The sequence below is a fragment of the Rhizobium sp. BT03 genome, from assembly GCF_030053155.1.
Taxonomy (GTDB): Bacteria; Pseudomonadota; Alphaproteobacteria; order Rhizobiales; family Rhizobiaceae; genus Rhizobium.
Genome location: NZ_CP125640.1, coordinates 489,717 through 501,484, shown reverse-complemented (window position 1 = coordinate 501,484; position 11,768 = coordinate 489,717). Strand labels below are relative to the sequence as shown.

The 11,768-nt window shown below is 61.1% G+C and carries 10 protein-coding genes and 1 pseudogene; 4 read left to right on the top strand and 7 right to left on the bottom strand.

Translation table 11 applies throughout. The features are described from left to right. Positions 1–39 precede the first annotated feature (39 nt). On the top strand, positions 40–699 hold the full coding sequence (locus QMO80_RS02415) for an invasion associated locus B family protein (protein ID WP_283198745.1): 660 nt from the start codon (positions 40–42) through the stop codon (positions 697–699). 347 nt (positions 700–1,046) lie between these two features. On the opposite strand, the gene hspQ is transcribed toward QMO80_RS02415, so the two are convergent. From hspQ to QMO80_RS02400, 3 genes are all read right to left on the bottom strand, one after another. Beyond that, positions 1,047–1,376, bottom strand: a complete 330-nt coding sequence (gene hspQ, locus QMO80_RS02410; protein ID WP_003539613.1) for a heat shock protein HspQ — start codon at positions 1,374–1,376, stop codon at positions 1,047–1,049. A gap of 157 nt (positions 1,377–1,533) precedes the next feature. Beyond that, the gene (glnA, locus tag QMO80_RS02405) at positions 1,534–2,943 is read right to left on the bottom strand and encodes a type I glutamate--ammonia ligase (protein WP_003559365.1); all 1,410 of its coding nucleotides are present in this window, start codon (positions 2,941–2,943) and stop codon (positions 1,534–1,536) included. Positions 2,944–3,022: 79 nt separating this feature from the next. Beyond that, entirely contained in the window at positions 3,023–3,361 is a 339-nt protein-coding gene (locus QMO80_RS02400) for a P-II family nitrogen regulator (RefSeq protein WP_003579240.1), read from the bottom strand. Between the two features lie 343 nt (positions 3,362–3,704). On the opposite strand from QMO80_RS02400, the gene QMO80_RS02395 reads away from it, so the two are divergent. Further along, positions 3,705–5,177 carry an NAD(P)H-hydrate dehydratase gene (locus QMO80_RS02395; protein WP_283198744.1) on the top strand — a complete coding sequence of 491 codons (1,473 nt, stop codon included), beginning with the start codon at positions 3,705–3,707 and terminating at the stop codon, positions 5,175–5,177. A gap of 6 nt (positions 5,178–5,183) precedes the next feature. Here the strand turns inward: QMO80_RS02395 and QMO80_RS02390 are convergent, their stop codons facing one another. The 3 genes and pseudogenes from QMO80_RS02390 to uvrA all read right to left on the bottom strand — a co-directional run bounded on the left by QMO80_RS02390 (position 5,184) and on the right by uvrA (position 9,389). Continuing rightward, positions 5,184–5,990, bottom strand: a complete 807-nt coding sequence (locus tag QMO80_RS02390; RefSeq protein WP_283198743.1) for a DUF72 domain-containing protein — start codon at positions 5,988–5,990, stop codon at positions 5,184–5,186. 24 nt (positions 5,991–6,014) lie between these two features. Then, a pseudogene (locus tag QMO80_RS02385) lies at positions 6,015–6,471 on the bottom strand (GNAT family N-acetyltransferase). Beyond that, a complete protein-coding gene (uvrA, locus tag QMO80_RS02380; RefSeq protein WP_283198742.1) occupies positions 6,468–9,389 on the bottom strand; it encodes an excinuclease ABC subunit UvrA in 2,922 nt (973 codons plus the stop codon). The pseudogene QMO80_RS02385 and the gene uvrA overlap by 4 nt, the downstream one beginning before the upstream one ends. Positions 9,390–9,672: 283 nt before the next feature. Between uvrA and QMO80_RS02375 the strand changes: the two genes are divergently transcribed. Then, positions 9,673–10,182 carry a single-stranded DNA-binding protein gene (locus QMO80_RS02375; RefSeq protein ID WP_283198741.1) on the top strand — a complete coding sequence of 170 codons (510 nt, stop codon included), beginning with the start codon at positions 9,673–9,675 and terminating at the stop codon, positions 10,180–10,182. Between the two features lie 152 nt (positions 10,183–10,334). After that, positions 10,335–10,877 (top strand): hypothetical protein, encoded by a 543-nt coding sequence (locus tag QMO80_RS02370; RefSeq protein ID WP_283198740.1) that lies wholly within the window; start codon positions 10,335–10,337, stop codon positions 10,875–10,877. 86 nt (positions 10,878–10,963) lie between these two features. On the opposite strand, the gene QMO80_RS02365 is transcribed toward QMO80_RS02370, so the two are convergent. Then, the gene (locus QMO80_RS02365; protein WP_184342289.1) at positions 10,964–11,611 is read right to left on the bottom strand and encodes a MarC family protein; all 648 of its coding nucleotides are present in this window, start codon (positions 11,609–11,611) and stop codon (positions 10,964–10,966) included. Between the last annotated feature and the right edge of the window lie 157 nt (positions 11,612–11,768).

Sequence of the window (11,768 nt, the reverse complement as noted above, 5' to 3'; positions counted from 1 at the left end):
GTCGCTGCCCCGAACGGATATCAGGAGACGGAATTCGTTATGATGTTCAAGTCTGAAAAGAAAATGCGGGCAGCGCTGTCCGTTCTGGCAGTGATGTTCGGCGCCGCTTCGGCTCCGGTCTCCTCCTTCGCCCAGGAAGCGGCAGCTCCTGCCGATGGCCAGGCACAGGCCGCCGGCGCGCCGAGGCTCGGCTGGTACAAAACCTGCAGCAAGCAGGAAGACAACGACATCTGTGTCGTGCAGAACCTGATCCTCGCCAATGGCGGCCAGCTCGTCACGGCTGTTGGCCTGATCTCGGTCTCCGGCAAGATCAACCGCAAGCTCCTGCAGGTCTCGGTTCCGACAGCTCGCCTGATCCCCCCGGGTGTCATCATGCAGATCGACGGCGGCAAGGGCCAGAAGCTCGACTACGCCGTCTGCCTGCCGGACAAGTGCACCGCTGAAATTCCGCTGACCGACGCGATGATCGCCAGCCTCAAGAAGGGCAGCGACGTAATCTTCACCTCGATCAATTTCCGCCGCGCCCCGAACCCGATCAAGATTTCGCTCGAAGGCTTCACCGGCGCTTATGACGGCGAACCGGTTTCCGAATCGAAGCTCGCTGAAAGCCAGCGCAGCCTGCAGGAAGGCATGCAGAAGAAGGCCGAGGAAGCCCGCAAGAAGCTGGAAGACGCCCAGAAGGCAGCCAAGGCGCAGTAATCCTGCCGCCATATTGAATTGGAGACCCGGCTTCAAGCCGGGTTTTTTATTGATAGGTCCCGGCTTTGCGCCGTGGCTGTCCGCTTCGCGCTGATGGCTGCCCCTCGCCCTAACCGACCGGGGTCGAGCCACTCGTCTCGCCCCGTCCTTCGGACCCCCGTAAACGGGGCGAGGGGACGTGCCACGCGGGACGTCGGCGAGGGACGGGAGAGGTTGCAGCATACCCCTTCGCCCCGTTTACGGGGAGAAGGTGGCGGCAGCCGGATGAGGGGCTTTTCTCGGCGAAAGGCAAAAGAAAGGCCTCGCTGGGAGAGGCGAGGCCTTGTTTATGAGGTCGATCAACCGATCTAGTGGGCGAAGCTCATCTTGGGTTTGAACTGCCCTGACGGGGCCTGATCGAAAATCTGATAGATCTGTGGGTTGCGAAGCGGCGTGCCGCTTTCGTCGTTCATCAGGTTCTGCTCGGAGACATAAGCGACATATTCGCTTTCGTCATTTTCGGCGAGCAGATGATAGAAGGGCTGGTCTCTGCTCGGGCGCACCTCGGCCGGAATGGAATTCCACCATTCCTCCGTATTCGCGAACTCCGGATCAACGTCGAAGATGACGCCGCGAAACGGGAAAACCTTGTGCCGGACCACTTCGCCGATACTGAACTTTGCTACTCTTTCTTTCATGGTACGACTTCCTTTCATCACCAAATTTGGTGATTGGTGCCGCGCAAATCAAGATTTTTGCGCAAGCGCGTCACATGAACGTCATATCCTCCTGCTGGCGTCCATGACCCTGGGAGGGGAAAGCCCCGGAGACCGGGACTTTCCGTGTTCAGGCCGATCAGGCCGAATAGTACATGTCGTATTCGACAGGATGCGGCGTCATTTCGAAACGCATTACCTCTGCCATCTTCAGCTCGATGAAGGCATCGATCTGGTCGTCGTCGAACACGCCGCCGGCCGTCAGGAACTTGCGGTCCTTGTCGAGGCTTTCCAGCGCTTCGCGCAACGAGCCGCAGACGGTCGGGATCTTCTTCAGTTCCTTCGGCGGCAGGTCATAGAGATCCTTGTCCATGGCCTTGCCGGGATGGATCTTGTTCTTGATGCCGTCGAGGCCGGCCATCAGCATGGCGGCGAAGGCGAGATAGGGGTTGGCGGTCGGATCCGGGAAGCGGACTTCGACGCGCTTTGCCTTCGGATTGGTGCCGAACGGAATGCGGCAGGAGGCCGAGCGGTTGCGGGCCGAATAGGCAAGCAGAACTGGTGCCTCATAGCCCGGGACGAGACGCTTGTAGGAGTTCGTCGACGGGTTGGTGAAGGCGTTGATCGCCTTGGCATGCTTGATGATGCCGCCGATGTAGTAGAGGCAGCTCTCGGAAAGACCGGCATATTCGTCGCCGGCAAAGGTCGGCTTGCCGCCCTTCCAGATCGACTGGTGCACGTGCATGCCCGAGCCGTTGTCGCCGAAGATCGGCTTCGGCATGAAGGTCGCCGTCTTGCCGTAGGCATTGGCCACCTGATGCACGACGTATTTGTAAATCTGCATCTTGTCGGCGTTGCGCACCAGCGTGTCGAACTTGATGCCGAGTTCGTGCTGGGCGGCGGCGACTTCATGGTGATGCTTTTCGACGACGACGCCCATCTCGGAGAGAACCGTCAGCATTTCCGAACGCATGTCCTGGGCGCTGTCGACCGGCGGAACCGGGAAATAGCCGCCCTTGACGCGCGGGCGATGGCCGAGGTTGCCGGTTTCGTAATCGGTGTCGTCGTTCGACGGCAGCTCGGTCGAATCGAGCTTGAAGCCGGTATTGTAGGGATCGGCCTTGTACTTGACGTCGTCGAAGACAAAGAATTCGGCTTCCGGGCCGACGAAGATCGTGTCGCCGATGCCGGATGCCTTGAGATAGGCTTCGGCCTTCTTGGCGGTGCCGCGCGGGTCGCGGTTATAAGCCTCGCCGGAAACCGGATCGAGAATATCGCAGACGATGACCATGGTCGACTGAGCGAAGAACGGGTCCATATGCACCGTCTCGGTGTCGGGCATCAGCACCATGTCGGACTCGTTGATGGCCTTCCAGCCCCCGATCGAGGAGCCGTCGAACATCACGCCGTCAGCGAACATGTCCTCGTCGACGCAGACAACGTCCATCGTCACATGCTGCAGCTTGCCCTTCGGGTCGGTGAAGCGCAGATCGACGAACTTCACGTCGTTTTCCTTGATCTGCTTCAGAATTTCGCTTGCGGTCGCCATTAAATACCTTCCTCCGATTTACGATGACAATATATGGCTGCGCTGACCGTATCGAACTTTGCGCGCTTGGCAAAGTGGGTCAGATGGCGTCGATGCCGGTCTCGCCGGTGCGGATACGGATAACCTCTTCGATGTTGGAAACGAAGATTTTTCCGTCGCCGATACGGCCGGTCTGCGCCGCCTTGCGGATCGCGTCGATGACGGCCTCCGCGTTCTCGTCGGCCAGTACGACTTCGACCTTCACCTTCGGCAGGAAATCGACGACGTATTCGGCTCCGCGATAAAGTTCCGTGTGACCCTTCTGACGGCCGAAGCCCTTGGCCTCAGTGACCGTGATACCTTGCAGGCCGACTTCCTGAAGAGCTTCCTTCACTTCGTCCAGCTTGAAAGGCTTAATGATCGCTTCGATCTTTTTCATGAGAAAATGTCTCTCCGCTTCTCCCGTTATGGCAGGAATTTTCCCGCTCGCCGGATATGATGCAGATATCGTGCCAGTTTGAAATCCATCTTCTTAAAAAAATTCGCGGATTTTGGCGAAACCGCTGCATTTGCGGAGATTCGGATGTCGATTTGGTGGCAAATTAGCCGGAAAACTCTGTCCTTCGATCAAAATCATATCGAAAATCGAAAAAAACAGATGTTTAAGGAGTCGCGCAACTACGCCTCGGAAAGATGAAAATATAGGCAAATGCACAAAATGAGCTCTTTTCTTTGATCTTTCAGGCGGTTGTTTTTTAGGCGTTTTTTGATTGAATAGGCCAATGAGTCACCAGCTGTCCGACCTTCTTTTGACATCTGCCGAGATGGCTGCGGTCGACGCTGCCGCTGCCGCCTCCGGCATCGATTCCTTCGCCTTGATGGAAAGAGCAGGTGCCGCGGCCGCGGCGGCCGCCCTGCGCCTTCATCCCGGAGCTTTGCGCTTCGTCGTCCTCTGTGGCCCCGGCAATAACGGCGGCGACGCCTATGTCGCGGCAAGGCATTTGCAGAAGAGCGGGGCTCAGGTGGCGCTCTTCCATCTTGGCGATCCTGCCAGGCTGAAGGGCGATGCGGCCCGCGCGAAAGCCGGATGCACGCTGCGGGGGGAACAGCTCCACCTCTATAGTCCCGCACGCGGCGACGTCGTCATTGACGGCCTGTTCGGTGCGGGGCTCGGCCGCGAGGTGCCGGCCGATGTCCGCACGGTGATCGAGCGTGTCGCCGAGGCCGGTCTTTCCGTGCTTGCCATCGATCTGCCCTCCGGCCTGGATGGCCGCACCGGCCGGGTGCTGGGGGCCGCCTTCCGTGCCTGCAACACCATTACCTTCATGACCCGCAAGCCCGGCCATCTGCTGATGCCGGGCAGGGAGCTTTGCGGCGAGTTGGAGGTCTTCGATATCGGCATTCCCGCCCGCATCATCCGGGCCGAGGCAGCCGGCACGGTCGCCGAGAACGGGCCGGACGCCTGGAAAGCCGTGCTGCCCTCCGAGCAACTGGAAACCCACAAATACAAACGCGGCCATCTGGTCGTCTTCTCCGGCGAGGCCGACAAGACGGGGGCCGCGCGCATGTCGGCGACCTCGGGCCTGAAGGCGGGTGCCGGCCTGGTGACGATCGCAGCGCCGCGCGCGGCGCTGGCTGCCAATGCTGCGCATCTCACCGCCGTCATGCTGCATGCAATCGACGACGAGGCCGACCTCGAAGACTGGCTCGCCGACAAGCGGCTTCAGGCCTTCGTTCTCGGCCCCGGTTTCGGCATCGGCGTCAGGGCGCGCGCTTTCGTCTCGGCCCTTGCCGAGCTCCATCTCGTGCTCGATGCCGACGGCATTTCCTCGTTCAAGGACGATCCGCAGCAGCTTTTCGATCTTTTCCAAGGTGAGCCGCGGCTGGTGCTGACGCCGCATGAGGGCGAATTTTCGCGGCTCTTTCCCGATATCGGCGGCGACGTTGGGCTGGGGAAGGTGGATAAGGCCCTGACCGCGGCCCGCCGCGCCAATGCCGCGATCGTCTACAAAGGCGCCGATACCGTCATCGCCGCGCCGGACGGCCGCGCGCTGATCAATACCAACGCTCCCGCCTGGCTGGCCACTGCCGGTTCCGGTGACGTGCTCGCCGGCATCATCGGTGGATTGCTCGCCCAGGGCCTGCCGGCCTTCGAGGCCGCAGCCGCCGGCGTCTGGCTGCACGGAGAGGCAGGACAACGCGCCGGCAAGGGCCTGACGGCGGAAGATCTCGCGCTCGCGGTACTACCCCTATAGCTCGATCTATTTCTCGAGCAATTTCTGCAGGGCGATCGCTCCATGCGGCGCGTTCACCTTGCCCTCATGGATCATGAAGGCGAAGACGTCGCGCGGCTCGGCCTTGACCTTGCGCCCCTTATCGATCAGCGGCAGATCGTCGGGTACCTTGCCATCGGCCCAGGTCTCGAGCCGGTCCGCCCAGGCCTTCAGGTCCTTGTCGGGATAGCAGGTTGCGATATCGTCCGATCCCTTCTGCAGCCTGGCATAGACGAAATCGGCCGTCACGTCGGCGATCATCGGATATTCGAAATGTTCGGCGCAAACCGGCGCCACGCCGTATCTCGCCAGCAGGGCGACGAATTCCGGCACCTTGAAGGAATCGTGCCGGACCTCGACCACGTGGCGGAGCGCCAGCCCGTCCTGCTTTTCCGGCAGCAGCTTCAGGAAGGCCTCGAAATCCTCCGGATCGAACTTCTTCGTCGGCGCGAACTGCCAGAGCAGCGGCCCGAGATGATCGCCGAGCTCGCTGATTCCAGATGACAGGAACCGCTCCATCGATTCACCGGCTTCGGCAAGCACCCGCCGATTGGTGACGAACCGCGTGGCCTTCAGCGAAAAGATGAAGCCGTCGGGCACATCGGCTGCCCATTTCGCGAAGACCGCCGGCTTCTGGGTGCTGTAATAGGTGCCGTTGACCTCGATGACCTTCAGCTGGCGGCTGGCATAATTCAGCTCGTCCTTTTGTTTGAGGTCATCTGGAAAGAAATGCCCGCGCCAGGGCTCGAAGGTCCAGCCGCCGATGCCGGTGCGGATAGTGCCGGATTTCGTCATGTCGTCCTCCCGGTTCGCAGCCGTTCAGGCCGCATCAATGTCTTTCGTCATATCGACGAGCATCCATCCTGGCCGATAAGGGTTCGGCCGGCGACCCGTTTCCTGAAACCCGAAGCCGCGATAGAGCGCGATATTCCGCTCCATCAGCGCATTGGTGTAGAGCCGGATCTCAGGCTGCGCCCATTCGCGCGCCTTGCTTTCCAGCCAGCATCGCCAGACCATGTCCGGTACCCTGAAAGGCCGGCGAGACCGCGATGCTGAACAGCATGAGGTGATCCGAATGCCGTTCGACGACCATGAGCCCGGCTATTTCGCCGTCGATGTCACGCAGCCACACCTCGCCGCGTTCGATGCGTGGCGCGTAATCTTCCGTCACCGGGACAGGCGGAGCACCGAAGAGTTCGGTATAGGGGCGATAGGCGGCTGCCGTCAGCGTCGCGATCGTTTGGAGATCATCGGGCGACGCCGGCCTCATCGTCATTCCGCCGCAGCCGCCCTCTTTGCCGGCCGCCGTTCCAGCAATTCCTTGAGGAACTGCCCGGTGTAGGAGCGTTTCTCCTTGACGATCGCCTCGGGCGTGCCTGTTGCGACGATCTCGCCGCCGCCATCGCCGCCTTCGGGGCCGAAATCCAGCACCCAGTCGGCGGTCTTGATGACTTCGAGATTGTGCTCGATCACCACCACGGAATTGCCCTGGTTGACCAGCTCATGCAGCATCTCGAGCAGCTTGGCGACGTCGTGGAAATGCAGGCCGGTCGTCGGTTCGTCGAGAATATAAAGGGTGCGACCGGTCGAGCGTTTCGACAGTTCCTTGGCGAGCTTGACACGCTGCGCCTCGCCACCCGAAAGCGTATTCGCCTGCTGGCCGACCTTGATGTAGCCGAGGCCGACATCCTTCAGCGACTGCAGCTTGTCGCGGACTGCCGGTACTGCCGCGAAGAAATCGACGCCTTCCTCCACCGTCATGTCGAGGACGTCGGCGATCGACTTCTGCTTGAAGGTGACGTCGAGCGTCTCCCTGTTATAGCGCTTGCCGTGGCAAACGTCGCAGGTGACGTAGACATCCGGCAGGAAGTGCATCTCGATCTTGATGACGCCGTCGCCCTGGCAGGCTTCGCAGCGTCCGCCCTTGACGTTGAAGGAGAAGCGGCCCGGCTGGTAGCCGCGGGCCTTGGCTTCCGGCAGGCCGGCGAACCAGTCGCGGATCGGCGTGAAGGCGCCGGTATAGGTCGCCGGGTTCGAGCGCGGCGTGCGGCCGATCGGCGACTGGTCGATGTCGATCACCTTGTCGATATGCTCGAAGCCGTCGATGCGGTCGTGATCGGCCGGGTTTTCGCGCGCGCCCATGACGCGCCGCGCCGCCGATTTATACAGCGTCTCGATCAGGAAGGTGGATTTTCCGCCGCCGGAAACGCCGGTCACCGCCGTGAACACGCCGAGTGGGATTGCCGCCGTGACGTTCTTCAGATTATTGCCGCGCGCGCCGACCACTTTGATCTCGCGGCCCTTCTTCTGCTTGCGGCGCTCGTCGGGAATGGGAACGCCGAGTTCGCCCGACAGATATTTGCCGGTCAGCGACTTCGGATTGTCCATGATGTCCTGCGGCGTGCCGTGGGCGATGACCTGGCCGCCGTGAATGCCGGCGGCCGGGCCGATATCGACCACGTCGTCGGCCGTCAGGATCGCATCCTCGTCATGTTCGACGACGATGACCGTGTTGCCGATGTCGCGCAGGTGTTTCAGCGTGTCGAGCAGCCGGGCATTGTCGCGCTGATGCAGGCCGATCGACGGTTCGTCGAGCACGTAGAGCACGCCGGTCAGGCCCGAACCGATCTGCGAGGCCAGCCGGATGCGCTGGCTTTCGCCGCCCGACAGCGTGCCGGAGTTGCGCGACAGGCTGAGATATTCCAGGCCGACATCGTTGAGGAAGCGCAGCCGGTCGCGGATTTCCTTGAGGATGCGCACGGCGATCTCGTTCTGCTTGGCATTGAAGCTTGCCGGCAGAGTCTCGAACCAGTCACGGGCGACGCGGATCGACATGCCGGTGACTTCACCGATATGCAGCGTGCTTATCTTCACCGCTAAGGCCTCCGGCTTCAGGCGGAAGCCGTTGCAGGACGGGCAGGGGGCTGCCGACATGAAGCGCTCGATGTCCTCGCGCGCCCAGGCGGAATCGGTTTCCTTCCAGCGGCGCTCGAGATTGGTGATGATGCCTTCGAAATTCTTCTGCGTCGTATAGGAGCGGGCGCCGTCGGCGTAATGGAATTCGATCTTGTCGTCGGTGCCGTTGAGGATGACGTCCTTGGCCTCGTGGGAAAGATCGTTCCAGCGGGTGCCGAGCTTGAAGCCGTAATGTTTGCCGAGCGCCTCAAGCGTCTGGTTGTAGTAGGGCGAAGTCGACTTGGCCCAGGGGGCGATCGCGCCGTCGCGCAGCGTCCGTTCGGGCTCCGGCACGATCAGATCCGGATCGATTTTCTGCTGGGCGCCGAGGCCGTCGCAGGTCGGGCAGGCGCCGAAGGGGTTGTTAAAGGAGAACAGCCGGGGCTCGATCTCGGGAATGGTGAAACCGGAGACCGGGCAGGCGAATTTCTCCGAAAACAGCACGCGCTCATGCGTCTCGTTCAGCGACTTGTTGGCCGAGCCGCCGGCCGAGGTCTCTTCCGGCGGCAGCGGCTTGTCGGCGAATTCGGCAACCGCCAGCCCGTCGGCGAGCTTGAGGCAGGTTTCCAGGCTGTCGGCGAGGCGCGCCGAGACATCCGAGCGCACGACGATGCGGTCGACCACCACGTCGATATCGTGCTTGTATTTCTTGTCGAGCACCGGCGCCTCGGCGATCTCGTAGAACTGGCCGTCGACCTTGACGCGCTGGAAGCCCTTCTTCATCAGCTCCGCCAGTTCCTTTTTGTATTCGCCCTTGCGCCCGCGCACGAGCGGCGCGAGAATATAAAGACGGGTGCCTTCGCCGAAATCGAGGATGCGGTCGACCATCTGGCTGACGGTCTGGCTCTCGATCGGCAGGCCGGTCGCCGGCGAATAGGGAACGCCGACGCGGGCAAAGAGCAGGCGCATATAGTCGTAGATCTCGGTGACGGTGCCGACCGTCGAGCGCGGGTTGCGCGAGGTAGTCTTCTGCTCGATCGAAATCGCCGGTGACAGCCCGTCGATCTGGTCGACGTCGGGCTTCTGCATCATTTCGAGGAACTGCCGGGCATAGGCCGACAGGCTCTCGACATAACGGCGCTGGCCCTCGGCATAGATCGTGTCGAAGGCAAGCGAGGACTTGCCGGAGCCCGAAAGACCGGTCATGACGATCAGCTTGTTGCGCGGCAGATCGAGATCGATGCTCTTCAGATTGTGCTCGCGCGCGCCGCGGATGGAGATCGTCTTCAGTTCGCTCATCGTCTCTGCTTTGGTTTTCTGGATAACAGCCCTTATTTAGTGATGCCGGCGGGCGAGTCGAGGCTGAATATCCGGGAAGGCTCAAGGTTTTCGATTCTGTTGACAGGATCATACGGATAATTTAGAACAAATAAAGAACAAAATTCCTGATGAACCCATGCGGCGTTCTAATGGGATAAACATGTGGATGAACGACCGTTTACGCGCATCGGCGGTCCGCGATGGTTTAAGGTGCGCTGATCGATTAACGCCGCCGGGCAGGGCGGCAGGCAGGGTGAGAAGCATGGCTGGTAGCGTAAACAAGGTAATTCTGATTGGAAACGTCGGTGCGGACCCGGAAATCCGCCGCACTCAGGATGGCCGGCCGATCGCCAATCTCCGCATCGCGACCTCGGAGACCTGGCGCGACCGCAATTCCGGCGAGCGCCGCGAGAAGACCGAATGGCATACCGTCGTCGTCTTCAACGAGGGCCTGTGCAAGGTCGTCGAGCAATATGTGAAGAAGGGCGCCAAGCTCTATATCGAAGGCCAGCTGCAGACCCGCAAATGGCAGGATCAGCAGGGCCAGGACCGCTACTCGACGGAAGTGGTGCTGCAGGGCTTCGGTTCGACGCTGACCATGCTGGATGGCCGCGGTGAAGGCGGCGGTGCAAGCTCCGGCGGCGGCCGTGGCGGCAGCGGCAACAATGATTATGGCGACGACTACGGCGCCTCGGCTCCCTCCTCATCGCCAAGCCGCGGCGGTGGCGGCGGCAACTTCTCGCGGGATCTCGACGACGACATCCCGTTCTGATCGGTTGCCGATCCTGGTTTGAGTAAGAATTGAGAGCATGATGCCCTGGACGGCGTCATGCTCTTTTTCTTTGGTCGCGACGATGGCTTTTTCCACTGCAACTGAAGTCCTGGATGGGACGGCATTGCAAAAGCTCGCTGGGGAATTTCTGCATGAGTTGCCACACCTTTGAGAAAACCTCCGGTGCACGTCTCCGACTTTGGTTGGACGAGGCACCGCCATTGCTCAGATCAACTGCATCCCATCTTTGGGAGAACAGAGTTTTCGCCGGTGGAGAAGGCATCGCCCACCGGAAAAGCGTGGCTGTGGAAATAGCTCGGCCGGTTGGGGGCATGACCTTATATGGCCTGCTGTCAGCACGGCTGGATCTGTCCACTGATAAGCAAGGCCTGCGGGTGGACGTCCCAGTTGAGCCTTCCAATGGCGAGAGTTGGCCCCTATCGCTTGCTTCCAGTTACGACAAAGTACTTGCCGGATTTGCAGCAGAATACCTGCCGGGCCTTTTCAGGGGAGTAGAGGATCTGAGGGAAGGTGCCCCCGGTTTTGGCATTCTCTCATTTGATCGTATGGCCCATTCGGAGATCGATTCGTCGATAGAGGTTTTTCGCGAGTTGACGAGGGCGATACTGCGCGCTTTGACGATGACGCAGGCTCCTGAAACGCCCGAGAAGGCGGTCGCACTTCTGGCTGCCTAAAGTGTGTCGCTATCTTTCAGCTTCGATTGCCACGCTGTTTCCGCATCTCGTTATCGCAAGCCGCCGCACGCTCGCGGCGGGATCCATCAATGCGGCGTCGCACTGATCAGATTGAGCGCCGCTTTCGCGCCGTCGACGACGAATTGCACCGCTAGGGCGGCGAGGATGACGCCGAGGAGCCGTGTCAGGATCGCTCGGCCGGTAACGCCGAGGAAACGGTCGAGCCTTTCGGCAATCAGCAGCATCAGGAAGGTCAGCAGCAGATTGGCGGCGATGACGGCGATCAGCTGGGCTTTTTCGACCGAGGTCGGCAGCGTGCCGGCAAGCAGGATCGTCGCCGAGATCGCACCGGGACCGGCGATCAGCGGCAAAGCGAGGGGGAAGACGGCGATATTCTCGATATGATCCTTGGTGACGGCAGCCTCGCTCGCCTTCTCCTTGCGTTCCTGGCGCCGCTCGAACACCATCTCGAAGGCGATCCAGAAGAGCAGCAGGCCGCCGGCGATCCGGAAGGCGCCGATCGAAATGCCGAGCACGCTGAGCACGCCGGCCCCGAACAGCGCGAAGACGGCGAGGATGATGAAGGCGATGGTCGAGCCGCGCAGCGCGACCTGCGTGCGCTGGGCGCGGCTCATGCCCGTCGTCAGCCCCAGGAAGATCGGGGCCAGCCCCGGCGGATCGATGGTGACGAGCAGCGTCGTGAAGGCGTTGATCAATAGGTCGGCGCTTGCCATCGTCTCTCCGGAACCCCATATAGTCGCGTGGTTTTTATGCGTGGTTTTATAATTGTGAAGCGGGTATTCCGATTTGGCAAATACCCCGCGACGGCCTGAGGCGGATTTCTCCAGGTCAGGCCGCGCGACTTGCATGTTTTACCCTCTTTAAGCCGCA